We start from the raw sequence: 25,490 nt of genomic DNA on the forward strand, positions 1-25,490 counted from the left end.
GCGCCGTCAGCCGAACTGTTCGCGCAGGATGCGCTCGTCCAGCGAATGGCCGGGGTCGTGCAGCAGCACGAGGCCGGTCTCGTGGTCCATGCGGATCTCGATCGTGGCGACGTCCTTGATCTCGTGGTGGTCGGCCGTGGCCGCCACGGGCCGCTTCTCGGCCTCGAGTACCTCCACGGTGACGCGCGCCCGGTCCGACAGGAGCGCGCCGCGCCAGCGCCGTGGCCGGAAGGCCGAGATCGGCGTCAGCGCCATCAGGGCGGCGTCGAGCGGCAGGATGGGGCCGTTGGCCGACAGGTTGTAGGCCGTGGATCCCGCCGGCGTCGCCACCAGCAGGCCGTCCGCCACGAGTTCGCTCAGCCGCTCGCGGCCGTCGATCGAGATCCTGACCTTGGCGACCTGGGAGGACTGGCGCAGCAGCGACACCTCGTTGATGGCGCGGGCCGTCGAAACTTCGCCGCGCCGGTCCGTCGCCGTCATCACCAGCGGGTGCACCATGGACCGTGCCGCGGCCCCCAGCCGTTCGTGCAGGCCTTCCTCGCCGTATTCGTTCATTAGAAAGCCGACCGAACCCCGGTTCATGCCGTAGATCGGCTTGCCCGACCCCATGAAACGGTGGAGCACCTGCAGCATCAGCCCGTCGCCGCCGAGCGCCACGACCACGCCGGCCCGGTCGGGATCGACGTTGCCGTAGGCGGCCGTGAGCCGGGCCAGCGCGGCATCGGCCTCGACCGTGCCGGATGACAGAAAGGCGATGGCGTCGTGGCGGTGCGGCTCGGCCTGCGCCAGGGTCATGTCGGCTCCGTGGCCCTCGCCGTCTCGGCGACGGCGGCCGGAGGTTAGATCAGGATGGGGCCGGATGGAATCGCCACGGCGCCGCCTGGTGCGCTTCGTCCCCCGTCAACGCTGCGAGAACAGGCCCGGGATGAGGGCGGCCCGCTCGGCCGCCAACGGCCCGCACAGCCCCTCGGTGGCCGTGTCGCGCGCCCGCGCCCGATAGGCGGCCTCGAAGGCGGCGCGGCGCGGGCCCGTCGGCATGATGTCGACGGATGCGATGCCTTTGCTTTCGGCGAAGGCGAAGAGCCTGTCGTAGTCGACCGACAGGGTGCGGCATTGGGCTTCGATCAGCACGACATCGGCCAGCACCTGCAGGGCGTCGGCGTCGGCGGGTTGCCGCGTGGGTGCCCGGCCCGGGCCGCGGCTCTGGTGCCGGCTCTGGTCCCGCCCTCCGTCCTGGTCCTCGCCGGCCGATGCCGCCGGAAGCCAGGCGGCCAGGACGCCGAGGGCGATCGCGGCGGCGGCCGCGAGGCCGAAACGGGTGTTGGGGCAGGGCATCGGACGGGTTCCGCTGCGACAGGGGGGCAGGCGACAGGGGGGCAGGCGACAGGGGGGCAGGCGACAGGCGGCAGGAAACAGGCGGCAGGAAACAGGGGCACGGAACCGGCGGCAGGACAGCGGCCCGCGAGCGCCGCGGGTCCGCGCCATCGGGGATGCCGGGTCGCAGGCGCCGGCCGATCGTCAGGCGGTCGCCGTGCCGGTCACTCGGCGCTCACTCGGCCGTCACTTGGCCGTCACTTGGCGGTGAACTGCGGGCCGGCGGCCGGGGTGCCGATCGACTGCCACAGGTTGGGGTCGGCCTGCGACTGGCGCTTGATGAACTTGTATCCCGTGTCGGACCAGGGGAGAACCTTGTCGGTGAGGTTGTCGAGAACGAAGTCGCCGCGGCTCGTCTTCACGGTGAGGATGGCGTGGCCTTCGCCATCGAGGTCCTTGACCACCGTCATGAGAAGCGCCTGGCGGGGATAGCCCGCGTGGATGAGGAGCTTGCGCTTGAGCAGCGCATAGTCCTCGCAATCGCCCTTGCCGTCGGTCGGGTAGTCCCAGCGGTCCACGACGCCCCAATGGTCCATGTCGGTCTCGGGCGTCACGGCGGCGTTCACCTGTCGGTCGATCCGCTCGATGTCCCGGAAGGCGGCCGGCGTGAGGTCGATGTCGACCGGGTCGAGCGGCTGCACGTCGCAGTCGGACGCATATCGGTTGCAGAAGTCGACCCAGCCGTAGGGGACGCTGGTGCGCCCGCCGACGGCGGCGGCGCTGGCATGGGGCAGGGCGGGAGCCGCCGCGGCGGTGCTGGCCGGCGCGATCACGGCACTCGCCAGGGCCCAACCGGCCAGGATCGCCGCCTTCGTCCAATCCATCGCCATGACGCCCTCTCGTTCCGCTGTGAGAGCATCATGGCCGCTGCCGACTGCAGTCGATTGAAGTAAAACTGTAGCGTTTTACGCGCTCGTCTTCATCTTTGCAGGAACGCCGGCTCTGGTGAGCGAGACGTAAACGTAAACTCGAAGATCGCGTGGGTTCCGCTCGGCCCTCTATGGTGTCGGTCATCTTAGGCCGGCGTTGACCAATCACGATAACCCACGGCGATCCGGTGACATTCTGGACACCATGGCGGGCGTCCGGGGTTAGTTAACGCAGGGGCGCGGCGGCGGCCATCGTCGTAAGGATTGCGGCGCGACGGCGGCGACGGGACCGCCGGACCGGCGCGCGCCGCAGCATCCAGGGCTGCCTCGCGGCCGGACTTGCCGCGACTCTGCGATCGTCGGTTGAACAGTTCGCCCGTCCTGCTTAGCATGGGGTCGCTCCGTCCTGTCCACGCGACGGAGCGCCTGATTCCGTGGCGTCGACCGGGACCTGAGGGCGGGCATGGGCGACGGGTCTTCGACGTGACGGGTCCGTTTCCGGCCGCATCCCGCGATGCGGGGCCGAGCGGCTCGCCAGCCGCATGCTTCGCCTGCGCGCTGGCACTGGCCGTGTCGCCGCACCCGGCCCAGGCCAGCGCCTGGGGGCGCCAGGCCGGCACGGGCTTCCTGGCGTTCGGCGCGGAGGCGTCGGGCGGCGCCCAGTCCTTCGGTCGGGACGGGCGCCTGGCGCCGACCCGCTCCTATGCCAAGACCGAGGGGGCCGCCTATGCCGAATATGGCGTGACCGACACGCTGATGTTCGTCGCCCGTCCGTCGTTCGACCTCGTGGGGCTCGGCGCGCCGGCGGGCGGCCGCTACCGCGGGCCCGGCAGCACCGCGATCGGGGCCCAATACGAGGCCCTGGTCTACGGCCCGGCCGTCCTCGCCGTTCAGGGCAGCGTTGCGCTGCCCGGCACGGCGTCGCGCGCCAACCCCGCGGCAGTCGGCAACACCGCCCGGGAGGCCGACCTGCGGGGGCTCGCCGGCCTCGCCTTCGCGGTCGGCCCCTACCCGGCCTTCCTCGACCTGCAGCAGGCCTATCGGTTCCGCTCCGGCGGGGCCGCCGCGCAGTGGCATTCCGACGTGACCATCGGCTTCCGCCCGGCACCGCGCCTGCTGCTTATGGCGCTGAGCACCACCGTTGTGCCGCTGGGTCCGGGCACCCCCTGGTTCCCGCGGTCCCGCTCCTCCAAGCTCGGGCTCGAAGGCGTCTACGACCTCACGGCCGCCTGGTCCCTGGCGCTCGGCGCCTCGACCACCGTCTACGGCCGCGGCGCCCTGCTGGATCGGGGCGTCTCGGCGAGCCTGTGGTACCGGTTCTGACGCCCCCGCCCCGGCCGGAATCCCGTTGTCTGACGCCGGTTTTCGGGTAAACTCGGTCCTGCTGCCGGTTTAGCTCAGATGGTAGAGCACCTGATTTGTAATCAGGGGGTCGCGGGTTCGATCCCTGCAACCGGCACCAAGCGTTTTCAGCGGGTTAGAGTAGGTTTTTAGGTCAGGGTGCTTCCGGAATAACCGGGATCGGAAGCAAATCGGAAGCGGTGGCGCGAAAGCCTGGTTTCGGATCAGTTTCGGAACGGCCGCGTGGCGATTCGGGCCGGCGCGCCGCTGATCGTCGTCGGCCGCGCCCTCGGCCACGCCGACGCCCGGATGGTCGACCAGCATTACGCCCACCTCGCGCCGAGCTACATGGCCGATACGATCAGGAGCACGGCGCCGAACCTGACGCTGTAAGGGCCGAAATCCTCGCTAGGTGAGGCTCCTCCTTTTAGCATGCACGGAAAACGAGTATCTGTCGGCTGTGCTTGGTCGAGACGGACCGCGCAGGCCGGAGGCGTCGCGATGGCATTTGATTTCTTTGCCCGAGCTGAAGCTCGTATACAAAAAGAGGCTGCCGATCGTCGTCGCGTTGACGAAGCATATAAGATCCGGTGCGAGCGTACTGAAAGCTTAGTCAAAGCTTTTGTGCCCTACGCTAAACAGGTGCTCTATCGAGAAAAACTTAATTTTGAACTCGACGGCCCGACGGTCACTCTGCAAGACGGGCAAAAGCGTCTCCGGCTGGACGCAATGGATAACACTCATTTTCGCATGCGCAAGGCCTCTTTGCTCGGCCTCGACGGCGACGATTGGGACGACGGGACTGTATTCGACAACGACGAAGCGCTAACTGACGCACTAGACGCCTGGGCTCAGAAGTCCTAGCCATTCCCATCTCAAACAGGCGGCCAAGCCGACCGGTATCGATCCGGCCGCGGCGCTTCCACGGACGTACTGGAAGCGCCACAGCTCGTTCAGGCGACCGCGTCGTGCGCCTGTTGCAGCTTCTCTGCCGCGGATATGACCTCGTTGAGAACGTGATCGAGCGCCCGCGCTTCGGTCGCGGTCAGCATATAAATGCGATAGCCGTCGTACTCGCGAAACACGCCTCGCGCCTCTTGTGCGTTTTGTTCCAAGTGGCTCTGCATCACGTCGACCAGCTCAGCGGCGCCGAGCATGTCCGCGACTGCACAGCCGAGCGCGTCCGACTGATCGGGGCTCATGACGTCGCTCGCAGCGATACGCCGGCCGTGGCCAGCTTATGCGCCGCGATCATGCAGGCGGCTCGACGCTGTGCGCTCATGCCTCTTCGGCCCCTCAGACCGTTCGCCATAGGAAGGGCCCCAAGCTGGAGAAATTTTGAATAGGATGAAAGCCCCGGCGGGTTGGCAAGGGGCAGCAACCTAAGATTTTGGCGAGAGTTTCCCTTCCCGTTGCAGATGCACAACACAGGTTCCGCCTTGGGTCAGACCCAAAGCTTGGCTGCTATGATGGCACCCTCGCAGCGGGTGGTCGCAGCCATCATGCCGGCAATAGACCGCCCGTCGCCGCCCATCCGACTGGGCAGCGCACAAGTTCCGCCCGATTGACGCGCTCGCTCGATCGGCGTTCCCTCTGCAAGGGAATTCGTGTTGGGGAGACGAGTGCGATGTCGGGATACGGCTACGCGTCATACGGTGCTGGTTACGGCTACTACGAAATCTCATTGGGTGGTTACAACACAGCTCGCGGCGCGTTGACCGGGCCTGGTTCCTCGGCTTACGGGCAGCAGGGTGACATTACGAGCTATGCTCACGAGAACTACAATGGAGGCATATTCGAGCAAACCACCCTGACGCGTGGGAACACCTATCAGGTCGCCACGAGCTACAGCTACGCAGCCGGATATTACTATTACGGGTCTGATTACGGCGCTAGCGGCACTAGCGCATACTCCAATCTGAACTCGTATTCGAGCTATTCGTCAGCGTTGGGCAACTCTCAAGAAGGACTGCTCGACTACTCGTCATCGTCAAGCTCGCACGTTGCCTCCGACGGTTACGATCGTCGGACATCCACCGGATTTTCGCTTCAAAATTATGCGGGTGGGTCTTACAATACGAGTTATCACTCGTTTTCCGGCCTGTTCACTTATGCAGGGGATCCTGTGCCGGGCTCCTCCAGCAGCTATTCGTCGACCACGAGCTATGACGCTGCAACGGGGTATGTGACGGCCTATCACACGCCTTGAAGCAGATCGCGATCAGGTCGAGTCACCTGATCGCGTGAAGATGCTCGCAAAAACAAGGCACTAGAGCTGAAGTCGCGAGCCAAGGCGAGCGGCGACGGCTCTAGCGAGGTGCCCCCCTGTCGATACAAGTGCCCAACAGTATGCTGGCAAGCTGATAGCACCCCTGTCGGTCGACCGAGTGAGACGGCCTGTTCCTCAGTGGCGGTTGGAAGCCGAAGCGGCGGCTGGCCGACCTGTTCTCAGGATGGTCTCCGTAAGGGCTCCGGCTTGCGATCGTCGGGGAGGATCTCCCGCAGGTGGCTATGCCGACGAATAGCCCTTGGCGCGGAGGTGGTCGGCGATGGCGCGGCGGGGCGCCCGAGCCGCGGGCCGCCGCTGCGCCGCCTCCCCTCCTCGATTAGCGAGCCTCGCTATGTCGTTTTCGTTCGGCGCGGAGAACGTCGATCCTTTCTCAGCGGCCTGCCGGAGACCCAGCGCCAATCGCGCCAGAGTGCCGCTGCATCGTTGAAGACCCGTGTCCCGATGCAGGCGCGGTCCTACCTCCAACCATCCGATCGGGAGCGCGAGGCAGCGGGCATGGCACGGGTCTTCATCACTGGATCTTCGGACGGGCTCGGGCGCAATGCCGCCAAGCTCCTGGTCGAACTCGGGCACGAGGTCGTGCTGCACGCCCGTAACGAGGACCGGGCGCGCGAGGCTGCGGCGGCCGTGCCGGGCGCGGAGCGGACACTGATCGGCGATTTCGCCAGCCTCGCCGCGGTCAAGCGCTTAGCCGCAAAGGCCAACGAGCTTGGCTCTTTCGATGCCGTGATCCACAATGCCGCCGTGGGCTACCGCGAGAAGCGGCGGCTAACGAGCCAGGACGGCTTCTCCCACGTCCTCGCTATCAACACGCTCGCACCCTACGCGCTGGTTGCCCTGATGCACCCGCCGAAACGGCTTGTCTTCGTCTCATCGGAATTGCACCGGCGCGGGCGGGTCGACCTGGCCGATTTCGACTGGGAGCGGCGACCGTGGAATGGCACCCAGGCCTATTCCGACACGAAGCTGCATGACGCGATGCTGGCCTTCGCACTTGCCAGACGCTGGCCGTCGACGCTGTCGAACGCGATGGAGCCGGGCTGGGTCGCCACCAAGATGGGCGGCGCTCGCGCGACCGGCGATCTCGACGCTGCGCACCGCACGCAGGTTTGGCTCGCCGTCGATAATCAGCAAGCCGCTACCGTGACGGGTGGCTACTTCTTCCACCGCCAGTCCCGCCTTGCCAGCAATGCCGCTCGGGACACGGCCCTTCAGGACGGTCTGATCGCGGCCTGTGAACGATTGACCGGCATCGCGCTCCCGTCGAGCTGACGTCCGATCTCCGAAATACGCCCATTTCGCCAAGCCGTGAGCCGCGGATCACAGGACGCGAAAACGCTCCCAGACGTCCGCCAGCTTGCCGCCGGCGAGCAACAAGTCTCGCGCCTTGTTTTCCGTGGATGCCTTGGCCATGGCGAGCGCGATGGCGCGCTCCGCGTAGGCGCTCGGAACGACCGTGATGCCATCCTCGTCGGCGACGATGAGATCGCCCGTCTCGACCCGCACGCCTCCCAACTGAATGCTGGTGTCGACCTCCTGGATGGAGACCCGCCCCAGGCTGTCGGTCGGACGACAGCCGCGGCCAGAGATCAAGAACCCCATCTCGGTGATCTTGCGGCGATCCCGGATCAGGCCGTCGATCACGGCTCCGCGCGCCCCACGTCCTCGCGCCGCCGTGGAGAACAGCTCTCCCCAGGCCGCGGCAGGATGGCGAGAACAATCCACTACGGCGACATCACCAATCCGCAGGCTGTCGATAAAATCGATCTCGCCTCCGTAATGCCGTGCCGGCGCAGCCTCGACAGGGACGCTCAATGCGGTGCGAGCCCAACCTATCAGCGTCCCGGGGCCACCCAGCGGCACCAAGCCAGGCGAGACCGTTTGGCCGCGGAGGCCCATTGCGTCGCAGACGTCCGAGAAGACAGCGCTGTAGGTGGCGGAAGCAACTGCGTCGAGGTCGACCCCAGGGTTCGGTCGGGATGACGTGTCCGTCATAAAGGCTCTCTCGTGTGAGCATCATGGAACGTGCAAGCTGCGAACTCACGAATGGCCCCGAAAGGTCGAGCGGCTCCCTGAATGCTTGGTTCGACAAGAACCACAATGGGCGATGGAGGACCACCGAAACGCCACGAGGAAGTGGAGGTCACACATTACGCACCTTAGCGCCGCGACCGATTCATCTCGCCCTTGCATTTTCTGTGTATGGACGCTTCGCATCATGAGGGCCGTCGTAAGGGCTCCGGCTTGCGATCGTCCGGTAGGATCTCCCGCAGGTGGCTATGGACCGTCTCGGCGCTGAACGGTTTCCCGATGAAGCGGGCGCCGTCGGGCATGTCGCCATCAGCGGGCTTGAGCCGGCCCGAAGCGATGACGATCGCGACATAGGGCCATCTCACGCAAGCTTCACGGGCCAGGGCAAAGCCGTTTCTCGAGCCCGGCATCTCGACGTCGGAAAACAGAACAGCGATGTCGAGGTGCCGCTGCTCCAGAACCGCTATGGCGGCGTCGCCGCTCTCCGCTTCCATCGTGCGAAACCCAGCGTGGTCGAGGATTTCCGCAACGTCCATGCGGAGAAGCGCGTCATCGTCGACGACGAGTGCGTAGGGTCGGAGGTCGTCGCGAGGCTCTACCATGGCGTCCGAATGCGCGATCGTTCGATAGGTTCAAACCGCCAGCAAGTCGCCCCATCGCGTCGTGTACCGGGCCGAGAGGTGCTCGGCCCGCAGCGTCCAGCCCTTCGCACCCGTGGCGGTGCCATATCCGACCGTGCCCCGGCCGTAGCGGCGGTTCAGGGCGTCGATCGACGCCATCAGCAATTTGCTGCGCGGGTCGTCGGGGTGGAGGAACAGCGAGCCCTGAACGGCGCCGGCCTTGATCAGCGCCGGGAAAATCACGCCGGCTTTCTTGTAGAGGAAGCCATCGCGCCAGATGCAGTCCAGGCCGAACATGGCGGCCTTGGTGAGCCGCCCCGTGTCCGCCGTCGCCACGGTGAGCTGCACGGGCCGCGTGGCGCCGTACTGGGCCTGGTCGGGGCGGTGGCGGTTCGTGTGGGCGAAGACGATGAGGCTCGCGGTCGCGAGCCCTTGCCGGCGCATCTTCTCCGCCGCCCGCGCCGTGTGGCTGGCGACCGCCTCTTCCATCTCGCGCCGGAGCCCGACGGCCCGGCCGAAGGACCGCGTGGCCATGATGCTCTTTCGGTCCGGGCTATGCCGCTCGAGGTCGAGGCAGGGCAGGCCGCGCAGCTCGTGCACCATGCGCTCGATGTTGACGTTGAAGGCGCGTCGCGCCACCTGCGGATCCGTGGCGCGCAGTTCGAGCGGCGTGGTGATCCCGATCGCCCGCATGCGCTCGGCGAGCCGGCTGGCGACGCCCCACAGATCCGTCAGTTCCATGCGGCCGAGCGCCTCCTCCTGCGCCTCGCGGGTCAGCAGCATGCAGACGCCCCCGGAAGCAGGGTCGCGCTTGGCCGTCCGGTTCGCCACCTTGGCCAACGTCTTCGTCGGCGCGATGCCGACCGAGACCGGGATGCCGGTCCACTGCAGCACGGTCGCCCGGAGTCGGCGCGCGTGCGCCTCGAGCCGGTGCTCGAAGCCCCCGAAGCCGAGGAAGGCCTCGTCGATCGAATAGACCTCCAGCTCCGGGGTGAAGTCCGACAGGACGCGCATCACGCGAGCCGACAGGTCGCCGTAGAGGGTGTAGTTGCTCGACCGCACCACGATCCCGCTGCCGGCGTGACGGTCCTTCACGAGGTGCCACGGGTCGCCCATGGCGATCCCCAGGGCCTTCGCCTCGTTCGAGCGGGCGATCACGCAACCGTCGTTGTTCGACAGCACGACGATCGGCAGGCCGCGCAGCGACGGTTGGAAGAGCCGCTCGCAGGAGGCGTAGAAGTTGTTGCAGTCGACGAGGGCGACGGGGCGGGCCATGGGGCCCTCAGAAGGTCCGGATGACGCCGGTGACGACGCCCCACACCTCGAAGGCCGAGGCCTCCGTGATGACGATCGGCGCGAAGGCCGGGTTGGCCGCCTCGAGCACGACGCCACCGGCCTTGAGCCGATAGGTCTTGATCGTGAACTCGCCCCCGACGAGGCCGAGCACGATGCAGCCGCTCACGGCCGAGCGGGAGCGGTCGACCACGGCGATGTCCCCCGGCAGCATGCCGCGGTCGCGCATGCTCTCGCCCGAGATCCGCACCGCGAAGGTGGCGGCCGGGTTCTTGACGAGCAGATCGTTGAAGTCGAGCGGCCGGTCCATGTAGTCGTCCGCCGGGCTCGGGAAGCCGCACGCCGCCGCCGCCGAGGCGAGGGGCACAGATGCCGTCCTGAGAGCCGAAACGTCGAGGAAGGCGTTGATGTCGCCAGCGCGCAGGCTCCCGTCCCGCATGCGCTTGGCGAAAGCGGCGAGCGGCAGCGGCAGGCGCACCACCGCCGAGGGCTCGCCGGGCGGCCGACCGGCGCCGGACCTGGCGCCTCCTCTCTTCCGCAGTTCGGTCATGACTCGGTCCCCGCTGATTACCGTTACAAATATCAACTTAGAGCGGGGTGATTTGCAAGGGGTTTGTCCCGAGCGGTCCGACAGTCCTGCCTTCGCAACGGCACCAAGCTGACGGGACGCCGTCGAGATCGTTTGCCCGCTGCCCTTGAGGGTAGCGGGCGCTTTCAGCGTTGTGGACGCCCGAGAAGGGCGCTTATCAGGCGCCCGATGGGGCAGGGTAGGGCGTGGACGGCAGCGCAGACCGTCCAACGCCATCTCGCAAGATCAGGCACTTGACCTCGATTTGTCATCAGGGGGTCGCGGGTTCGATCCCTGCAACCGGCACCAAGCGTTGTCAGCGACTTAGTCTCGCTTCTCGGGCAAGGCGCTTCCCAAAAAGCTCAATTGGGAAGCATATGGGAAGCGCATCGCTTTGATGCCGCGGTGGCCGGCTGTTCCGGGCGAAAATCCTCAGCGGCGCCAAACAGCAATTTCACCTGCCGGCGTCCGATCCCGTCATGCTGGGCCACTGGGCAGTCTGCTGCGCGGCATGCCCTGCCTCGACCTCGAGCGTCACAGCCCCGACCGGAAGAGCATCATGGCGACGCGGTCCTTCGGGCGACCGGTCGGGCTCCGGCGCGAGATGGAGGAGGTCGTCGCCAGCCATACGGCGCGGGCGGCGGAGAAGATTCGGCGCCAGGGCCTCGCAACGGCGAGCCTCATCGTCTTCGCCCACACGAACCGCCACCGCCCCGACCAGGCGCAGTATGGCGCCAAGCGGCTCGTCCAGCTGACCGTGGCGACTGCAGACACGGGTCGGCTCACCAAGGCCGCCATGTTCGGCCTGGACTGCATCTGGCGCGATGGCTTCCTCTACAAGAAGGCCGGCGTGATTTTCCCGACGCTGATCAAGGCCGGCGCCGTGCAGGGCTCGCTGTTCCTTCACCCCGACGACCCGCGGAGCAAGTCGCTGATGGCGTCCATCGACGTCCTGAACCGCTGCTACGGCCGGGGCACGGTCGCATGTGGCACCGCCACGGGTGCGAAGGGCGGGACGCTGCGGGCCGAGCACCTCTCGGCCCGGTACACGACGCGCTGGGGCGGCCTGCTGGCGGTTTGAACGGCGTCGGACTACGTGGCGTTCTCGTCGGTACGGCGGTTCAGCCCCGCGCAAACGAAGATCACACGCCTGAACTTTCGCCAAGTGGTTGCGTTTAGCTGAACCAAATTTCCAATCTGAAGGCAATACCGTGAAAGTTCTTCGCTCGCTTCTATTCGTGGCTGCATCCTTTGCGGCACAATGCACCGCTCAAGCCGCTCCGCTCAATAGATGTGTTGGTGGTGAGCCCTGGTATCGTGGTTCCACGTCATCACAGGATATCAGGGGAGCGGGCGAGTTCTTTCGTCGTCCTGACGGATCCATGTATTTTATACACGGGGGTAACAACCAGGGCAAACAAGAAGTAGATATTGAATGCTTCAATCACCTGCATAATCCGCCTCCGGTCTATAAATCGAACTGGTGAGATAAAGAAAGCACCCCGCGAGTAGTTCGTGTCAAGTCGGGTAAACCGCACCGGTCACGGCGACGACGATCCGACGATCGTCGAACCTGTGGCCGAAGCAGGGTAGGGCGCCGTCGGCGATCGCCGCGACGCTCCTCGCTGGGTCAGGCCTTTTTGCCGCCGCGGCCAGCCTTCTTGGGTGCGTCGGGCTCCGGCTCGGCCTCTTGGGCTGCGTCGTCGACCTCTGCCGCGCCTGCTGCGCCCTAGGCCGATGGCCTTGGCCAGAACGGAGCGGTGCGCCGCGTAGGCCGGCGCCACCATCGGATAGTCGTGCGGAAGGCCCCACTTTGCACGGTAGTCGGCCGGCGTCATGCCGAGGCCGGCGAGGTAGCGCTTCATCGACTTCAGCTTGCGGCCGTCCTCGAGGCTGATGAGGTAGTCGTCCGTGATGGACTCCTTGACCGGCAGGGCGGGCTTGGGCGGCTCCCCGGAGACCGCCGGATCGGCCCCTTGGCTCCGCTCCCAATCAAACGCCGTCCCCGACGCTCCGTCCGCAGGCGCGATGATACAGCCGCGACACGGCATTGGGTGGCCTGACGCCCCACCGACAAACCTCCGCAGCATCAGCCGATCGATCACCTCGACGCAGACGGCTGCCGCTTGGGCTTTTGCCGTCAAGGCAACCTGCCATCCAGGGCCCATACCTGTCTTTCGCGCCAACGACGGCCGATCACGGACGGGCGCTTCGGTCGATTTGCGTGTCCGATCGTCGAGCCGCTGGCCCAAGCTACGACTTCGACCCGTGAGAGGGTGACGGGTCTGGCTGCCGTCATCGCTACGATAGGCCGCCGACATTGAGCTTATGGTACTGGCCCTAGCCATTTATCGGCGCATCCAGATCACATCTCCGAACGCGGCATTCCTTATTCGTGCCGGATCTCCTTCCTTATTGACCTTATAGGGATTAAAACCCAAGTGTATAAGGTGGTCAGCGGTCTCCTTTATGCTATGCCCGTACCTTTCAGCATGCCTTTCTTCTAGTTCGGTTTGGATGATAACATCTCGGTTTTTGCCTATCATTCTTGCGGAACCTTTGATGACAGGGTACTCGAAACCTTCGACATCGATCTTAATGTAGTCAATTTTCCCGATCTCAAAACGGTCGATCATTGCGTCTAAAGTGCTTAATTCGACTTCTATCGTTGCAGAGCTTTTCTTCGATATGCAGGTCTCGCCCGGATTGCTTTCATTGAACTGGATATCTACGGAGCCGAGCTGGCTACCGAGGGCGATGTTTACGGCTGTGGTGTTGATTACGTGGTTTTTTTCAAGGTTCCTTTGCAGATAGCGAAAGGTCGTTGGGTGAGCTTCGAAGGATATAACTCGCCCTGTCGGTCCTACGAGTTTAGAGGCTGGCAGGGTGTAAGTGCCTATATTAGCACCAGCATCGACGAAAACGCTGCCTGGTTTAAGATTTTTGCTGATGAATCGCCAAATGTCCGGGTCTCTAGCGCCAGCGACGCAGGTAACGAACGAGCTGTAGTTATTCGGCATACTGACGTACGATAGGCCATCTGGAGACGTGAACTCGATATCGCGTCCTCTCATTTCTGAATGCAGAAAACTTAAAGCGCGCTTCCACCTTTCTGTTTTTTTCTCATTGAAAAGGTCTGACTCATTTATCAAACGATATTTTGAGTATAGAGCTAGCAATCTGGAAGGCACGAATGGGGTAATTTTTTTCTTGAGGGAGCGCTCTGAGTCTACGGTGTTGGACTGCTTCTCATGCATCTAGGATACATCCGGGTAGCCACACGAGCATGCATCATGCACAATCAAATAAATTGACGCAATAAGGCTCAGAGAACGCCGAATTAAACCGGAACGCAACCTTCAGACCGCGCGGGCTCCGGTAAAGCCTCCTTTTGAATGCGAAGGTGCTCCGAACCGGCGCGCGAGGGCGCGAAGGAAAGCGAGCGCATGGCTACCGACAACCGTTCGTCCCGGTGGCGATCCGGCGGACTTTGCGATCCGGCCGCCGGGGGTCGTCAAGTGTCCAAGGTAAAAGACGTCGGTTTCCTGCTCTCGAAGCGCCACTCGGGAGCGGCAACGTCGGCTGTCCTGTCGTCACCCGCTGCCTTCGCGCAGGCCCCCGTGGGACTGACCGCCTCGACAGTCTCGTCATAGACCGTTTCCCCTGGTCATCGGCGACCGTGTTCCTGAACCTCAGTGTCTCAGGCTCATCCACGCAGGCAACCCGTGGGGACCAAACCCGGCTCGCCCAAAACGCCATTCCCGGCCATCCCGGCCGTGAACCAACGCAAACGCCTCATGTCCTCCGGGCACCCCATCACGGTCGCCGGCATCACCACGACGCTCGACCACGACACCGGCACCGCAACGGCGGTCGACGCGTCCACGACGCCGGTCTCGGGCAAAAGCTGGCAGACCATCACCATGACGCTGCCGGACCTCGCCGCGAACCTTCTCGGCCTCGTGCTGAACCCTACCTTCGCCGCCGCGAGCAGCCGAACGTCCAGCAGGCCGTCCTCACCATCAAGGCGGTGTCGACCGCGCTCGTCTGCGACGTTTCGGCCGGCTCGACACTCGCCAAGAGCATCGAAGCTCAGGTCGATGCCCACCAGGGCGTGACGAACCTGATCGACGTCTCGTCCACGACCGTCTGCGCCGCACCGCGCCGGCGCGCCGCGCACGGGAGGGGAATGACCATGCCCGACACCGAGATCAACGTCGTCAACCGGCCCGAGCGCGTGATCCGCACGGTCCTGAAGCTGTGGCCGATCGCGGCGGCCGTCGTGCTAACGGTCGTCACCGGCGCGCTCTGGCTCGTGCACCTCGAGGGGAAGGGCGGACACCAACACGTCCGACATCACCCGCGTGCAGGCCGCATTCGCCGTGAGCGACGTGCGCTGGAGCGCGGACCAGGCGGCGCAGAACGCCCGCGTCGACCGCATCGAAGAAGGGCGCACCGTCGGGCTGCGACGGCTGAGCGCGGTCGAGGAGGCCGTGAAGGGCCAGAAGGATATCCTCTGTGACATCAACGCCAAGCTCGATCAGGCGCGCATGGGCAGGCGGGCGCGCTGACGATCGTTTGGAACCGACGAGGGCGAAGGCCGTCCTCGTCCAACGAAGCCAAGCCGAAGCAAAGGCTTGACCTCGATTTTTTATCAGGGGGTCGCGGGTTCGATCCCTGCAACCGGCACCAACACCAACAGTGTCTTCGCATTGCCGTCTTGGCCGGTACTGCGGTCCGGGTGTGGGTTGTGGGAGCGGATGGGAAGCAGAGCCGCCGCGGACTGCCGCCGAAATGATTTTCTGCGGCAGCCCCAGCGCGTCGACGAACATTGCCGCATCGCTGCCGTTACCTCGCGGAGCCAGAGGGGCGCCTCGGCTCAGACGGCCGCGACGCGAGTCCCTCAGAGCGATCTCGTCGCGGCCGTTCACCATACTCCACCCGACCGTCGGATGACCGACCGTGTCGGTGCGTCCTCAGCCTTGGGGCCGAGGGGCGCGGCCGTCTCTCGCCCGGCTCTGCTCGGGGAACCGAGCGAGCCCCGGCCCGATTGCCTTCCGACAAGGAGGCACCCATGCCGTTGAACCCGCGACCGCTCCACCCCGACGATCAACCTGGCGCCGATCAGGAGCCGCGAGGCTTTCGGGAATGGTCCCACAAGGTCGGCGACGGCCCATCAGGTGTCGGCCAAGACCAGGTCCCTTTCGTCTCCATCGCCGACCTCCGCCACCCCTTCGTCAAGTTGGCTGCGGTTGCCTTCATCGGCTACACGCTGGCCAAGCTCATTCACGGTCGCCACTGACGGAGGGGCGGCACGCTTCCGAGCCCGCCTTGCAGTCGCCGCCGTCACCGTTCCGCGTCCTCCTGCGGCCGGTCGGCTCGCCGGGCCCGTCGGTGAAGGCGACCGCGACCAGGGTCGGGCTGGCGAACACGAGGACGACGGCGGCCCGGGTGAGGCGCCTCACGAGACGTCGCCGATCCTTCCCGTCGTCGGATCCACGATCTCGTCTCCGCGGTGGCCGGTGATCCCGGCCATGGCGGGTCGGACGACGGGAGCGGCAGCCGCACGGGTGGCGTGGGGCGGGGCACGTCGGGCCGTTCCCAGGCCCAACGGCCGGTCGGGCCGGGGTCGGGGCGCGGTGGCGGGGCAGAGTTCCGCCCGCCAGGCTCCTGTATCCCGACGAAGCTCCGGACCATCGTCACGGATCGGCCGCGCCGATCGGGTCACGCCGAAAGGGTTCAGCTGGCAGTCACGTACCGCGACAGAATGTCAGGCCAACAAGGGCGAACCGTGGAGGCAGACATGGCCGGCAAGCACAGCGACAAGGGCGAGACCGCCAAGCAGGCAGCGCAGAGCGCCGCGAAGGTCGTGTTGGCCAAGCACCCTGCCGTGGTGGCCGGGTCGGTCCAGCCGACCACGGTCCGGCAGGATGTCGCCTCTGCCGCGGTGCTCGATGTCGGCACCCGGAATATCGGTCGGGGGCTGAAGCGGTAAATCCGCCGATTCCTCACCGCCATCGCACGGACCGAAGATGGCGCGAGGCCCCGAGAGAACCGACCGGCGGCTCTCTCGGGAGCCGCCCGGGGTCGGGCGACGCGGGCGGCGAACTCGCGCCCGACGGTGGCGAGGGTGGGGCGCCGTGAATCCCGCTGTGCCATCGGCATGGGTGTCCTCTGGACGCCGACAGCCGTCGTCGACCTCCGAACGTTCCGTGAGGGTCGGGGCCGGTGCAAGGAGGGTAGCCTTGCCTTGGCCCGGTTTTTCCAACATCGTCAGTCCATGACGGGACCCATGGGCGACAGTGACAACAAGCGCGATCGAGGGCGACCCGCGACCGCTGCGACGCCGATCCTGGTGCAAGTGATGCCGTCCGACGTTGCTGGTCTCGATGCCTATATCGCAGCCCAGCCCGACCCGAAGCCGTCCCGTCCCGAGGCCATCGGCCTCGCGCTCCGCGGCTGGCTGACGGGGCTGGGCCACCTTTCGGCCGGCGAGGGTGCAGACGCGCCGCCCGACGTATCACGGGACGGTCCGGCGCCTGACCGCTACGCCGATGCCGACCCGAACGAGGGCGTCATGGTGACCGGCGTGGGCCCGATGACGCTGCGCCGCGCTGTCCGCAAGCTGCCGGACTGGCGCGAACATCATGGGCTCGGCCTGATCAACGTCTATCGTGGGGCCAACAAGCGACCGGGCCTGTTCGACGAGGCGGACTTGGGCAGGCTGGCGCAGATGGAGCAGTTCCGGTGAGCGAACCGTCGTCCTTCCGCCGCGAAGCCGTCCGCCGTGCCTTCGCCGACCACCTCGGCGTTGGGGGCTGCCGGCCGGCAGCCGCGCTACCCGGCGCCGGAGCATGAGCTCCAAGCCCGATCTCACCTTCGCCGTCCATCCCCGGCCGCCCGAAGCGATGCCGAAGTTGAGCGAGCCGGTGCTCGACCTGTCGCCTCCGGTCGGGCCGCCGCCGCCCGTGGCGGCCGTCGCGAACCCATCGGACGACCGCGACACCTTCCTGGCGAACCTTGCCTTTCTCGTGCGGTTCGCGTTCGGGCGGTACTGACGTGCTGAGCGGCTTCGGCGACCTCGCGGCCACCCGTGATCCTAAGGAGCGAACCGAATGGGCTGCCGACGCCGAGCCTCGCACCGCCAACCGTTCCTGAAGGTGACGGGGGCCGAGACGACCGCCGACATCGGCGCCCTCACCGATCGCCTGAGGCGTGCCCTCGGCGAGGCCGAGGTGCTGGGCCTGCAGGACATCAGGGGGCACCTCGACGAGGCGCTGAGACTCGCGGTTCGGCATGCCGCGAAGGACAGGGTGATCGCGGGAGAGGGCCCGGAAGCGCATTCCATCGGCCAGCACGAGCCGGCCGCGTGATGCGCGTCTACCGGGAGGTCCTGCTGGATGCTGCTCGCGCGCTCGCGGCCGATGGCGACCTCAACCTGCGCCTCAGCCGTGTCGCCTGCTGTCTGATCCAACTCGACGACAGCGATGTGCCGCCACGCGCCATGGAGGCTTTCGAGCGCGTGCGCGCCCCGCTGATCGACAAGCCGCTCGTCGTGCAGGGTCGGCTGGTGCCGCGTGATCTCGACGAGTTGAAGGGGAGATCGGTGGTGCGGGGTCTCGGTGATCTTGTGGTGGCGGAGCTGGGCGGGGCGTGAGGCGGCGCCACGGCTCACGAGACGGTCGCGATCTCGTGGATCGCCGCCTCGTGAGAAGCACGGCGTGTGGAACGCCGCGATGTCGGCGGGAACGACGGCCGTTCGGTGATCGCGTCCGACGTCCTTCATCGCGCGTCACCGACCCGACCTGCCCTCCGAGGATCGCCGACGAGGCGAGAACCCGCGGGTGCCGCCGGACCCACCTCCCGAGCGATGCGGCCCCGCGACCGGGAGCCCACGGCGCGCTGATCGCCGAAGGGGTCCGGCGATCGATGGCGAGGCCGCGATAGGCTGCCGCGAATCGGGAAGCGCTGCGCGACCTCGTCCGAGGTGAAGTGCACCGGGGAACCCTCACGATCTTCGGTCGGGTGCGGGCCACCGAGGTGGGCTGCCCGCCGGATGGAAGGCGACCGCCGCTCCACGCCGACGGCCTCGATCTTGCGGCGCGGCGCTCGCACAGCCGCAGGATCTGGCCGATGTCGACCACAATTGTTCCAGGACGAGACGCCGGCGAAGGGCAGGTGCACCACAGCTTCGCGGAAGCGCTCGTGTCGCACCCGACCACCGCCATCTCCCCGGCTGCCATGGCGTTGAGCGTCGTCGTGGCAGTCTGGGTGGAGAAGCTCGGCCAGCAGGTGGAGCTGAGGCGGACCACAACCGAACCCAAGCCGGCACGGCTGCCGCGGCGAGCACGGCCCTGACCCGCCGCCGGCCCGATGGGCCGCGACGGCTCGCCGACGCGCCCGCCAACGACGACGCCGAGGGCGCGATCACGCTGGACGACGTCCTGATCCTGGCATGCCTCGTCGTGATCTTCGTCGGCAGCCTGGGGCTGCTCGCCGACATGCTGCTCGACGGGTCGAGCGATGCGGTGGCGCTGCTGCGGCGGTGACGGGACAGGGGCGACGCGGTTTGAACCCGGTGCCACGGCCCTCGCGATGTACCGGCGGGGCAGGGGAGCGCCCGCCCGCTTGACGGGCAGGCCCGCGTCCTGCGATCGCAGGCCTCGCCATGTCGTTCTCCGCCCTCCTCCAGCTCGGCCTCGCCTGTGCCATCTTCGTCTCGGCCGCCGCCAGCGCCAAGGCCTGGGCTCTCGCGCCCGCCCTGTGGCGTCTGGCCCTGACGCTGGGGCTCTACACCGTCGGCAACCTCCTGATGCTGCGCCTCGTCGGCCTCATCGGCATGGCGACGGCCTTCAGCCTCTCGGCAGTGGTGCAACTCGTCGCCGTGAACCTCGTCGCCGTGCTGGTCTTCGGCGAGCGCGTCGGCCTCCTCGACGGGGCCGGCCTGGTCCTGGCCGTCGTGGCGGTGGCACTCATCACGCTCGGCCCCCGCCTCGGGGGATGACGGGCCGGGCCCGCCGGGTGCGCCCCGCGAACCTTGCGGGCGCCTCGCCCGGCCTTTATGCTGCGCCCGGTCGCGACGGTCCGAAGGGGCCGCGCCGATGGGGCGTAGCCAAGTGGTAAGGCAGCGGATTTTGATTCCGCCATTCGGAGGTTCGAACCCTCCCGCCCCAGCCATCGTTTTGGCGTTGGATTGCTCCTTTCGAGAGCGCTGCGGATCCGGTTTCTACAGCGTCTGTGCGGCCGGTTTTACAGGCCGTTACGCGGCCTCCCCGCAGGGGTTCCGGCCGTCCCTTCCAAGGCCGACACTGCCGTTCGGTCGACGCGCCGGACGGATCTCGCCGACCACGATGTCCATCGTCGCCGCGGCAACGACCTCCAGCATGTGGGCGATTCTGTCGACGCCGGCCTCCCACAGGTGCTCGTCGCGATGAAGGAAGGTCTTGTCCAGGATGCCCTGCAGATCGCCCACGCTGTGGCCCGCCATGGCGGCGATCTCAAAAACGCCCGTACCCGCCATGGCGAACAGCGTGGCCGCGGTGCCACGGACGTCATGGAACGTCCGGTTGACGACGCTGGCTTCGGACCTCACCTGGCCCATCGGTTCCGGAAGCCGTATTCCTTCCAAGCGCCGCCACCGCGAGCGATGACGAGGATGTCATCCTCATCGGCCGGCTCGCGCGGCAGCTAGCGCGGCGCGCGCCTTGTCGAGGGCAGCTTTTGCCGGCGCTGCCAGCTCCACGCTCACACGAGGTTTTGTCCCCCCTGTCTGCGCTCGACACGTGCGTCGGATCACTTCCAGCGCAGCACGGGCAAATCGCCTCGTCGCTGCCCGGAGTAGGGCGCGAGCGACGGCGGTTGTGAGGACGGTGCGTGATAGTCGGCTTGGCGAGCGCTGTCGACTCCGAACGCGTTGCACCAGTCCAGAAGGATCGCGCGGACACCCGTTCGTCGAGGATGCTGAACCGTTAGAGCAACATCGGCTTTTTCGGAAACGCCAAGGCGATTCCGATCCGACGAATTTATTCTCGATTCAAAGCTGGGGCGAATTGGCGGAAGGCGGAAGCGCACAAGATTTTTGGCAAAAAATGGTGCGCAGGCTGTCAAGCTTCATGCCGAGCTGACGCCCTCCTTCAGCTTACGTCCGATAACGACAACAGCCTCGCGCAGATGCAGACTACTGCAAATGCAATGTCGGGTGCAAGGCAGGTCGGACATGGATCCCGTCAGCGCTCCTTCGGATCGAAGGCTCCGCCAAGCGATCGGGGCGCCGATACTGGACCTGCAGCCCGACCGCCGCCGGCGTCCGGCCGCGTCGGGCCTGGAACCGCGACGGACGCCTTTCGGCGGTCAGCGGGTTGGGATAGGCCCATGATGGGCGGCCCCGCCCGTCCGAGAGCGTCATGACACCCATCTACATCGACTACCTCAACGCGCTCGACGTCGCGGAACTCGCCCTCACCGATGCGGAGATCATCGAGGCCGTCGAGGCCGGGCTCGCCGCGCAGGGGCGCTCGGAGGCCGTCATCGAGCCCCGGGTCCACCTCGTGCCGGGCCTGTCGCGCGGGCATTTCAACGTGCTGCGCGGCGCCATCGCCCCCATGGACCTCGCCGGCGTCAAGGTGGTGGGAGACTTCGTCGACAATTACCGGCAGGGCCTGCCGAGCGAGTTCGGCGTGCTCACGCTGTTCGATCCCCGCACCGGCGCGCCCCGGGCCATCCTCGACGCCACCGCCATCACGGAGATGCGCACCGGTGCCGTCACGGCGGTCGGCGCCAAGCATCTCGCGCCGCCGAAGCCACGCGTCCTCGGCCACATCGGCGCGCGGGGCACCGCCTATTGGAACGTCCGCCTGCTCGACCGCCTGTTCGATTTCGACGAGATCCGCGTCCATTCCCGCAGGCCCGAAAGCCGCGATCCCTTCGCGGCCCGGCTTTCGGCCGACCTCGGCAAGCCGGTGCGCGCCGTCGACAGCTGGGAAGCCTGCGTGCGCGGGGCCGACATCGTGGTCGAGGCGTCGCGGCTCGACGCGCCCGAACCGCTGCTCAGGACCGAGTGGGTCAAGCCGGGCGCGCTCGTCGTCCCCTATGGCACGATGAGCGCCGTCGAGCTTTCGCTCACGGACATCATGGGCAAGGTGGTGGTGGACGACTGGGGGCAGTGCCGCCAGGGACCCTTCGGGGCGCTGCGGGCCCATGTCGAGGCGGGGCTGCTGACCGAGGCGACGCTCCACGCCGAGCTCGGGCAGATCGTGGCGGGGCTGAAGCCCGGCCGCACCGCGCCGGACGAGACGGTCCTGTTCTGGCACCGGGGCCTGTCGCTCAGCGACATCGCGCTCGGCCACGCCATGCTGGAGAAGGGCCGGCGCCTCGGCATCGGCCAGCGGCTGCGCTTCGCATGAGCCCCGTCGTCCTCGGGGGCGGGACCGCGCTGTCGGTCGAGGACGTCGAGCGCGTGGCGCGGCACGGCGCCGCCGTGGCGGTCGCCCCCGAGGTCGCGCCCCGGCTCGCGCGGGCCCGGGCCGCGCTCGACGGGGCCGCCGCCGCCGGGCAGGCGATCTACGGCTACAACACAGGGCTCGGCGCCAAGAGCGGCACGCCGGTCGACGGCGACGCCGCGGCCTTCCAGCTCATGTTCCTCGACGGGCGGTCGGTCGCCATGGGCGAAGCCTTGCCCCGCGCCGTGGTGCGGGCCGCCATGCTGGCCCGGGCCGCCGGGCTGGCGCGCGGCGGATCGGGCCTGTCGCCGCCGCTCTTCGATGCCCTGGTGGCGGCGCTGAACGCGGGCGTCCACCCCGTCATGCCGGGGCTCGGCTCCATCGGCGCCGCCGATCTCGGCCTCATGGCCCCGCTGGGCCAGATGCTGGTCGGCCGGGGCGAGGCCGAGTTCCGCGGCGCCGTCATGCCGGCCGCCGCGGCGCTGCGGGCGGCCGGACTCGCGCCCGCGGTCCTCTGCCCCAAGGACGGGCTGTCGTTGATCAGCGCCGCCGCGGTGTCGATCGGCCACGGCGCCCTCGTGGCGGCCGAGGCGCGCCGGCTCGCCGAACGCCAGCTCGATGCCGCCGCCCTGACGCTCGAGGGGCTCGGCGGCAACCCCGCCGTCTTCGATCCCCGCATCCAGGAGGCCCGCCCGGCGCCGGGCCAGCGCGAGGCCGCGGCCGGCATGCGGGCGCGGCTCGCCGGCAGTGCCCTGCATGGCGCGGCCGTGCCGTTGCAGGACCCGTTGAGCCTGCGTTGCGTGGCGTCGATCCACGGCGCCCTCGTGTCGGCGGTGGCGGCGGCCGCGACGGCCGTGGAGCTCGAACTCGCCGCCGCGGCCGACAACCCGCTCGTGGTGGCCGAGGACGGCTTCGTGGCCTCGACGGGGAATTTCCACGGCCCCGCCCTGGCCCTGGCCTTCGAGGGGCTGGGCCTCGGCGTGGGCCAGGCGGCGGTGGCCTGCGCGGCGCGCTTCACCCAGCTCACCGGGCCGGGGCGCAACGGCCTGCCGCGCAACTTGTCGCGACGGGGCGGGGCTTCGGCGGGTTTCGTGTCGCTGCAGAAGACCGCCGCCGCTCTGCTGGCCGGCATCCGCCACGCCGCCCATCCCGTGGTGCTCGACGTCGTGCCGGTGTCGGAAGGGGTGGAGGACCATGCCACCCAGGCGCCTCTGGCCGTCGCCAAGGCTGCCGTCATCCTCGACCTGTGGCGCCGGCTCATCGCCCTCGAGACCATGGCGGCGGCCGAGGCCGTGGACTGCCGCGGCGCTTCCCGCCTCGGCACCGGCACGGCGGCCGTGCAGGCCTGGGTGCGGAGCCTCGTCGCCCCGCTCGATGCCGATCGGCCGCTCGGGCCCGAGGCCGAGCGGCTCGCCGCCGCCCTCGCTGCCGCGGGCGGCTGAGCACGGCCGAGGTCAGGGCGCGGCGAGCCGCGGCCCGGTGTCCTGCGGGCGCCGCCGCGGCTCCCGCTTCATCACCGTGCACAGCACCGACGGGTCGATGCCGGTCAGGTGCCGCGTCGCGATCGCGAGGCCGATCGCCACCGGCCCGTTGACGCCGGCCCACGCGGCCGCGACGCCGAGGGCGCCGAAGCGCGGTGCCGCCCAGGCGATGAGCGCCACCCGCACCAGCAGGGCGACGAACAGCACCCGCGAATACAGCCGCTCGTGCCCGGTCACCAGCAGCAGGCTGTTGGCGGGGCCGGCGAGCGCGGCGGCGAAGCTGCCCAGCGCCAGGGCCGCCAACACGGGGGCGCCCCCGGAATAATGCGGGCCGAACACCGCCAGGATGTGGCCGCCGCCGAGCAGTACGACGGCGAGGAGCGGCACCGTGATCAGGGCGGCGACGGCCATGACGGAGCGGAACACGTTCTGCAGCGCCGTCATCTGGCCGGTGAAGAACAGGTTGGCGGCATGGGACGACGTGTAGCCATGCAGTCCCGACCCCACCATACCGAAGATGCCGGCGATGCGGGCCGCCAGGAAGTACAGACCGGCGACGTCGGGCGAAACCAGCAGGCCGAGCATCAGCACCTCGGCATATTGCTGGGCGGCTTCGAGGATCGCCGACACCCACATGCCGCCGGCGCGCGACGCCCATTGCCGCGGCAGCACCGCGCTCTCGGCCGCCCCCACCGCGGCCGGGAAGCGGCGCCGCACCACGGCGAGCTGGATCGCGACGGCGAGGGCGAGACCGGCGGCGGCGGCGGCGTAGAAGGCCGTCAGGTCCAGCCCCAGCCACAGCCCGGCGAAGACGACGGGCAGCACCACGAGCCGCCAGGTCAGCTCCCGGTTGGTCTCCGACACCAGGAAGTTCAGGATCACCCGCGTGGTCTGGGCGGTGAACAGCAGCAGCACCTGCATGGCGAGGAAGGCGGCCGCCGCCGCCGCTTCGCCGGGCGGGACGCGCAGGAAGGGGTTGAGCACCGCGACCGCGAAGGTCAGCGCCGCGAAGCCCAGGGCCGAGACCACGACCACGCTCCCGCTGAAGCGGTAGGCGCCAAGCGCGAGGCCATGCGCGCCGGTGGTGGCGTATTCGCCCCAGCACCGCACCATCAGCAGGTCCTGGCCCAGCACGGCCACGACGGCCAGGAAGGACAGGGCGTTGAACGACACGGCGAGGTGGCCGAAGCCCATGGGCGACATGGACCGGGCGGCGAGGAAGAAGATGCCCATCATCAGCACGGTGCCGGCCACCTTCAGGCTCAGCGCGGCCAGCGAGCCGACGGCGGCACGCCGCTTGCCGATCTGCTCCGCCAGCAGCCGGCGCCAGCGGCCGGGCGCCGCATCTGTCCGGGGCGGGACGGCCGTCAACGCAGGCTCCTCAGCATCACCAGCAGAGCGTGTGGGTTGGTGACGAGGTAGCGCAGAAACAGGCGACGCGGCTCGAGCGACAGCCTGAACAACCATTCAAGCCCGGCCCTCTGCAGCGCCACCGGGGCGCGCCGCTTCGCCCCGGCGAGGAAGTCGAAGAGCCCGCCGGCCGTCTTGATGATGCCGACGCCGGCGAGGTCGGCGCGGTGGCGCCGGCAGAAGAGCTGCTCGCGCGGGGCGCCGAGCGCCACCCACAGGATGTCGGGCTTCAGCCGGGCGATCTCGGCCACGACGTCCCGTTCAGCGTCCGGCGACAGGTAGCCGTGCCGGGCTCCGACGATTTGGAGCCCCGGATGCGCGGCGCGGCTCCGCGCCACGGCCGCGGCATTGACGGCGGGGGTGGCGCCCAAGAGGTAGAAGGTGACGCCGCGCTCGGCGGCGAGGGCCGCCACCGCGGGATACAGGTCGGTCGTGGCGACCCGCTCCGGGATCCTCTGCCGGCCCATCAGGCGCGACAGCATCACCAGCGGCTGCCCATCGCAGTGGATGATGTCGGCCTCGGCGAAGAGCGACCGCACCTCCGGGTCGCCGGCGCAGAGGGAGATCACCTGACCGTTGACCGACGTCGACGTCACCGGCAGAGCGCGGCGCGGCCCGGCGCTGCAATAGTCGACCATGTCGGCGGCCGCGTCTCGCAGTGTCGAAGCCGTGACGGGGAGTCCGCAGACCTCGACGAGAGGCCAGCGACGAAGTCCGACGGCGATGGTTCGATCCAGCATGCTCACCAGAGTTCCGATCCGTGCAGGCTCCCACT

31 protein-coding genes and 2 tRNA genes are annotated in these 25,490 nt (G+C 67.9%); 19 read left to right on the forward strand and 14 right to left on the reverse strand.

Annotated features, from left to right (window positions below; all coding sequences use genetic code 11):
• Nucleotides 1-6: 6 nt before the first annotated feature.
• The 3 genes from D3272_RS20960 to D3272_RS20975 all read right to left on the reverse strand — a co-directional run bounded on the left by D3272_RS20960 (nt 7) and on the right by D3272_RS20975 (nt 2,204).
• On the reverse strand, nt 7-795 hold the full coding sequence (locus tag D3272_RS20960; protein WP_129221166.1) for an NAD kinase: 789 nt from the start codon (nt 793-795) through the stop codon (nt 7-9).
• 105 nt (nt 796-900) lie between these two features.
• On the reverse strand, nt 901-1,335 hold the full coding sequence (locus D3272_RS27470; RefSeq protein ID WP_165361452.1) for a hypothetical protein: 435 nt from the start codon (nt 1,333-1,335) through the stop codon (nt 901-903).
• A gap of 236 nt (nt 1,336-1,571) precedes the next feature.
• Nucleotides 1,572-2,204 carry a transglutaminase-like cysteine peptidase gene (locus tag D3272_RS20975; protein ID WP_129221169.1) on the reverse strand — a complete coding sequence of 211 codons (633 nt, stop codon included), beginning with the start codon at nt 2,202-2,204 and terminating at the stop codon, nt 1,572-1,574.
• A 522-nt stretch (nt 2,205-2,726) separates the two neighbouring features.
• Between D3272_RS20975 and D3272_RS20980 the strand changes: the two genes are divergently transcribed.
• The 4 genes from D3272_RS20980 (at nt 2,727) to D3272_RS20995 (ending at nt 4,448) form a co-directional block, all read left to right on the forward strand.
• Complete coding sequence (locus D3272_RS20980) at nt 2,727-3,566, forward strand: hypothetical protein (RefSeq protein WP_129221170.1); 840 nt, start codon at nt 2,727-2,729, stop codon at nt 3,564-3,566.
• 63 nt (nt 3,567-3,629) lie between these two features.
• A tRNA-Thr gene (locus D3272_RS20985) sits at nt 3,630-3,705 on the forward strand.
• A 122-nt stretch (nt 3,706-3,827) separates the two neighbouring features.
• Complete coding sequence (locus D3272_RS20990) at nt 3,828-3,977, forward strand: hypothetical protein (protein WP_245496708.1); 150 nt, start codon at nt 3,828-3,830, stop codon at nt 3,975-3,977.
• A gap of 108 nt (nt 3,978-4,085) precedes the next feature.
• Nucleotides 4,086-4,448, forward strand: coding sequence for a hypothetical protein (locus D3272_RS20995; RefSeq protein WP_129221171.1), 363 nt, complete (start codon nt 4,086-4,088; stop codon nt 4,446-4,448).
• An 89-nt stretch (nt 4,449-4,537) separates the two neighbouring features.
• Here the strand turns inward: D3272_RS20995 and D3272_RS21000 are convergent, their stop codons facing one another.
• Nucleotides 4,538-4,786 (reverse strand): hypothetical protein, encoded by a 249-nt coding sequence (locus D3272_RS21000; protein WP_129221172.1) that lies wholly within the window; start codon nt 4,784-4,786, stop codon nt 4,538-4,540.
• A gap of 425 nt (nt 4,787-5,211) precedes the next feature.
• Between D3272_RS21000 and D3272_RS21005 the strand changes: the two genes are divergently transcribed.
• Both D3272_RS21005 and D3272_RS21010 read left to right on the forward strand, forming a co-directional pair.
• The gene (locus D3272_RS21005) at nt 5,212-5,793 is read left to right on the forward strand and encodes a hypothetical protein (RefSeq protein WP_129221173.1); all 582 of its coding nucleotides are present in this window, start codon (nt 5,212-5,214) and stop codon (nt 5,791-5,793) included.
• A 576-nt stretch (nt 5,794-6,369) separates the two neighbouring features.
• Nucleotides 6,370-7,146, forward strand: coding sequence for an SDR family NAD(P)-dependent oxidoreductase (locus tag D3272_RS21010; protein ID WP_129221174.1), 777 nt, complete (start codon nt 6,370-6,372; stop codon nt 7,144-7,146).
• A gap of 48 nt (nt 7,147-7,194) precedes the next feature.
• Here D3272_RS21010 and D3272_RS21015 read toward each other — a convergent pair whose 3' ends face one another.
• The 4 genes from D3272_RS21015 to D3272_RS21030 all read right to left on the reverse strand — a co-directional run bounded on the left by D3272_RS21015 (nt 7,195) and on the right by D3272_RS21030 (nt 10,368).
• The gene (locus tag D3272_RS21015; RefSeq protein ID WP_129221175.1) at nt 7,195-7,869 is read right to left on the reverse strand and encodes an RraA family protein; all 675 of its coding nucleotides are present in this window, start codon (nt 7,867-7,869) and stop codon (nt 7,195-7,197) included.
• 221 nt (nt 7,870-8,090) lie between these two features.
• Nucleotides 8,091-8,507, reverse strand: a complete 417-nt coding sequence (locus D3272_RS21020) for a response regulator (RefSeq protein ID WP_129221176.1) — start codon at nt 8,505-8,507, stop codon at nt 8,091-8,093.
• A 30-nt stretch (nt 8,508-8,537) separates the two neighbouring features.
• Nucleotides 8,538-9,800, reverse strand: a complete 1,263-nt coding sequence (locus D3272_RS21025; RefSeq protein ID WP_129221177.1) for a Y-family DNA polymerase — start codon at nt 9,798-9,800, stop codon at nt 8,538-8,540.
• 7 nt (nt 9,801-9,807) lie between these two features.
• The gene (locus tag D3272_RS21030) at nt 9,808-10,368 is read right to left on the reverse strand and encodes a LexA family protein (protein ID WP_165361453.1); all 561 of its coding nucleotides are present in this window, start codon (nt 10,366-10,368) and stop codon (nt 9,808-9,810) included.
• Nucleotides 10,369-10,945: 577 nt separating this feature from the next.
• On the opposite strand from D3272_RS21030, the gene D3272_RS21035 reads away from it, so the two are divergent.
• Entirely contained in the window at nt 10,946-11,467 is a 522-nt protein-coding gene (locus tag D3272_RS21035; RefSeq protein WP_165361454.1) for a DinB/UmuC family translesion DNA polymerase, read from the forward strand.
• Nucleotides 11,468-11,927: 460 nt separating this feature from the next.
• Here the strand turns inward: D3272_RS21035 and D3272_RS28340 are convergent, their stop codons facing one another.
• The 3 genes from D3272_RS28340 to D3272_RS21050 all read right to left on the reverse strand — a co-directional run bounded on the left by D3272_RS28340 (nt 11,928) and on the right by D3272_RS21050 (nt 14,494).
• Entirely contained in the window at nt 11,928-12,530 is a 603-nt protein-coding gene (locus D3272_RS28340) for a Ros/MucR family transcriptional regulator (RefSeq protein WP_342634197.1), read from the reverse strand.
• Nucleotides 12,531-12,734: 204 nt separating this feature from the next.
• The gene (locus D3272_RS21045) at nt 12,735-13,643 is read right to left on the reverse strand and encodes an FkbM family methyltransferase (protein WP_129221180.1); all 909 of its coding nucleotides are present in this window, start codon (nt 13,641-13,643) and stop codon (nt 12,735-12,737) included.
• A 449-nt stretch (nt 13,644-14,092) separates the two neighbouring features.
• Entirely contained in the window at nt 14,093-14,494 is a 402-nt protein-coding gene (locus D3272_RS21050) for a hypothetical protein (RefSeq protein ID WP_129221181.1), read from the reverse strand.
• Nucleotides 14,495-14,750: 256 nt separating this feature from the next.
• Between D3272_RS21050 and D3272_RS21055 the strand changes: the two genes are divergently transcribed.
• The 10 genes from D3272_RS21055 (at nt 14,751) to D3272_RS21100 (ending at nt 19,563) form a co-directional block, all read left to right on the forward strand.
• Nucleotides 14,751-14,957, forward strand: coding sequence for a hypothetical protein (locus D3272_RS21055; RefSeq protein ID WP_129221182.1), 207 nt, complete (start codon nt 14,751-14,753; stop codon nt 14,955-14,957).
• Nucleotides 14,958-15,460: 503 nt separating this feature from the next.
• On the forward strand, nt 15,461-15,688 hold the full coding sequence (locus D3272_RS21060; protein ID WP_129221183.1) for a hypothetical protein: 228 nt from the start codon (nt 15,461-15,463) through the stop codon (nt 15,686-15,688).
• Nucleotides 15,689-16,189: 501 nt separating this feature from the next.
• Nucleotides 16,190-16,381, forward strand: coding sequence for a hypothetical protein (locus D3272_RS21065; RefSeq protein ID WP_129221184.1), 192 nt, complete (start codon nt 16,190-16,192; stop codon nt 16,379-16,381).
• A 369-nt stretch (nt 16,382-16,750) separates the two neighbouring features.
• Nucleotides 16,751-17,137 (forward strand): hypothetical protein, encoded by a 387-nt coding sequence (locus D3272_RS21070; protein ID WP_129221185.1) that lies wholly within the window; start codon nt 16,751-16,753, stop codon nt 17,135-17,137.
• 103 nt (nt 17,138-17,240) lie between these two features.
• On the forward strand, nt 17,241-17,444 hold the full coding sequence (locus D3272_RS21075; protein WP_129221186.1) for a hypothetical protein: 204 nt from the start codon (nt 17,241-17,243) through the stop codon (nt 17,442-17,444).
• A gap of 57 nt (nt 17,445-17,501) precedes the next feature.
• Nucleotides 17,502-17,759, forward strand: coding sequence for a hypothetical protein (locus D3272_RS21080; RefSeq protein ID WP_129221187.1), 258 nt, complete (start codon nt 17,502-17,504; stop codon nt 17,757-17,759).
• Nucleotides 17,756-18,043, forward strand: a complete 288-nt coding sequence (locus tag D3272_RS21085; protein ID WP_129221188.1) for a hypothetical protein — start codon at nt 17,756-17,758, stop codon at nt 18,041-18,043. Before D3272_RS21080 ends, D3272_RS21085 begins: the two co-directional genes overlap by 4 nt.
• A gap of 476 nt (nt 18,044-18,519) precedes the next feature.
• Nucleotides 18,520-18,744 (forward strand): hypothetical protein, encoded by a 225-nt coding sequence (locus D3272_RS21090; protein ID WP_129221189.1) that lies wholly within the window; start codon nt 18,520-18,522, stop codon nt 18,742-18,744.
• 310 nt (nt 18,745-19,054) lie between these two features.
• The gene (locus D3272_RS21095) at nt 19,055-19,390 is read left to right on the forward strand and encodes a hypothetical protein (RefSeq protein WP_129221190.1); all 336 of its coding nucleotides are present in this window, start codon (nt 19,055-19,057) and stop codon (nt 19,388-19,390) included.
• A 98-nt stretch (nt 19,391-19,488) separates the two neighbouring features.
• Nucleotides 19,489-19,563 (forward strand) — tRNA-Gln (locus tag D3272_RS21100).
• A gap of 82 nt (nt 19,564-19,645) precedes the next feature.
• On the opposite strand, the gene D3272_RS21105 is transcribed toward D3272_RS21100, so the two are convergent.
• Entirely contained in the window at nt 19,646-19,978 is a 333-nt protein-coding gene (locus D3272_RS21105; RefSeq protein ID WP_129221191.1) for a site-specific integrase, read from the reverse strand.
• A gap of 811 nt (nt 19,979-20,789) precedes the next feature.
• Here D3272_RS21105 and D3272_RS21110 point away from each other — a divergent pair.
• Both D3272_RS21110 and D3272_RS21115 read left to right on the forward strand, forming a co-directional pair.
• Nucleotides 20,790-21,788: an ornithine cyclodeaminase family protein gene (locus D3272_RS21110; protein WP_129221192.1), complete on the forward strand. Its 999-nt coding sequence runs from the start codon at nt 20,790-20,792 to the stop codon at nt 21,786-21,788.
• Nucleotides 21,785-23,266, forward strand: a complete 1,482-nt coding sequence (locus tag D3272_RS21115; protein WP_129221193.1) for an aromatic amino acid lyase — start codon at nt 21,785-21,787, stop codon at nt 23,264-23,266. The genes D3272_RS21110 and D3272_RS21115 overlap by 4 nt, the downstream gene beginning before the upstream one ends.
• 12 nt (nt 23,267-23,278) lie before the next feature.
• Here D3272_RS21115 and D3272_RS21120 read toward each other — a convergent pair whose 3' ends face one another.
• The gene (locus D3272_RS21120) at nt 23,279-24,676 is read right to left on the reverse strand and encodes a lipopolysaccharide biosynthesis protein (protein ID WP_129221194.1); all 1,398 of its coding nucleotides are present in this window, start codon (nt 24,674-24,676) and stop codon (nt 23,279-23,281) included.
• Nucleotides 24,673-25,455, reverse strand: a complete 783-nt coding sequence (locus D3272_RS21125) for a WecB/TagA/CpsF family glycosyltransferase (protein ID WP_129221195.1) — start codon at nt 25,453-25,455, stop codon at nt 24,673-24,675. Before D3272_RS21125 ends, D3272_RS21120 begins: the two co-directional genes overlap by 4 nt.
• Nucleotides 25,456-25,490 lie beyond the last annotated feature (35 nt).

Origin of the sequence: Lichenibacterium ramalinae, from assembly GCF_004137085.1 — a bacterium.
Lineage (GTDB): Bacteria > Pseudomonadota > Alphaproteobacteria > Rhizobiales > Beijerinckiaceae > Lichenihabitans > Lichenihabitans ramalinae.

Coding starts and splice junctions, on each gene's coding strand:
- D3272_RS20960 (WP_129221166.1), bottom strand. CDS start 795: ATGACCCTGGCGCAGGCCGAGCCGCACCGCCACGACGCCATCGCCTTT.
- D3272_RS27470 (WP_165361452.1), bottom strand. CDS start 1,335: ATGCCCTGCCCCAACACCCGTTTCGGCCTCGCGGCCGCCGCCGCGATC.
- D3272_RS21010 (WP_129221174.1), top strand. CDS start 6,370: ATGGCACGGGTCTTCATCACTGGATCTTCGGACGGGCTCGGGCGCAAT.
- D3272_RS21005 (WP_129221173.1), top strand. CDS start 5,212: ATGTCGGGATACGGCTACGCGTCATACGGTGCTGGTTACGGCTACTAC.
- D3272_RS21075 (WP_129221186.1), top strand. CDS start 17,241: ATGAGCTCCAAGCCCGATCTCACCTTCGCCGTCCATCCCCGGCCGCCC.
- D3272_RS21000 (WP_129221172.1), bottom strand. CDS start 4,786: ATGAGCCCCGATCAGTCGGACGCGCTCGGCTGTGCAGTCGCGGACATG.
- D3272_RS21020 (WP_129221176.1), bottom strand. CDS start 8,507: ATGGTAGAGCCTCGCGACGACCTCCGACCCTACGCACTCGTCGTCGAC.
- D3272_RS21095 (WP_129221190.1), top strand. CDS start 19,055: ATGTCGTTCTCCGCCCTCCTCCAGCTCGGCCTCGCCTGTGCCATCTTC.
- D3272_RS21125 (WP_129221195.1), bottom strand. CDS start 25,455: ATGCTGGATCGAACCATCGCCGTCGGACTTCGTCGCTGGCCTCTCGTC.
- D3272_RS21115 (WP_129221193.1), top strand. CDS start 21,785: ATGAGCCCCGTCGTCCTCGGGGGCGGGACCGCGCTGTCGGTCGAGGAC.
- D3272_RS21080 (WP_129221187.1), top strand. CDS start 17,502: ATGGGCTGCCGACGCCGAGCCTCGCACCGCCAACCGTTCCTGAAGGTG.
- D3272_RS20975 (WP_129221169.1), bottom strand. CDS start 2,204: ATGGCGATGGATTGGACGAAGGCGGCGATCCTGGCCGGTTGGGCCCTG.
- D3272_RS21030 (WP_165361453.1), bottom strand. CDS start 10,368: ATGACCGAACTGCGGAAGAGAGGAGGCGCCAGGTCCGGCGCCGGTCGG.
- D3272_RS21110 (WP_129221192.1), top strand. CDS start 20,790: ATGACACCCATCTACATCGACTACCTCAACGCGCTCGACGTCGCGGAA.
- D3272_RS21065 (WP_129221184.1), top strand. CDS start 16,190: ATGGCCGGCAAGCACAGCGACAAGGGCGAGACCGCCAAGCAGGCAGCG.
- D3272_RS21070 (WP_129221185.1), top strand. CDS start 16,751: ATGCCGTCCGACGTTGCTGGTCTCGATGCCTATATCGCAGCCCAGCCC.
- D3272_RS21090 (WP_129221189.1), top strand. CDS start 18,520: ATGTCGACCACAATTGTTCCAGGACGAGACGCCGGCGAAGGGCAGGTG.
- D3272_RS21025 (WP_129221177.1), bottom strand. CDS start 9,800: ATGGCCCGCCCCGTCGCCCTCGTCGACTGCAACAACTTCTACGCCTCC.
- D3272_RS20995 (WP_129221171.1), top strand. CDS start 4,086: ATGGCATTTGATTTCTTTGCCCGAGCTGAAGCTCGTATACAAAAAGAG.
- D3272_RS21015 (WP_129221175.1), bottom strand. CDS start 7,869: ATGACGGACACGTCATCCCGACCGAACCCTGGGGTCGACCTCGACGCA.
- D3272_RS21045 (WP_129221180.1), bottom strand. CDS start 13,643: ATGCATGAGAAGCAGTCCAACACCGTAGACTCAGAGCGCTCCCTCAAG.
- D3272_RS21060 (WP_129221183.1), top strand. CDS start 15,461: ATGCCGTTGAACCCGCGACCGCTCCACCCCGACGATCAACCTGGCGCC.
- D3272_RS21035 (WP_165361454.1), top strand. CDS start 10,946: ATGGCGACGCGGTCCTTCGGGCGACCGGTCGGGCTCCGGCGCGAGATG.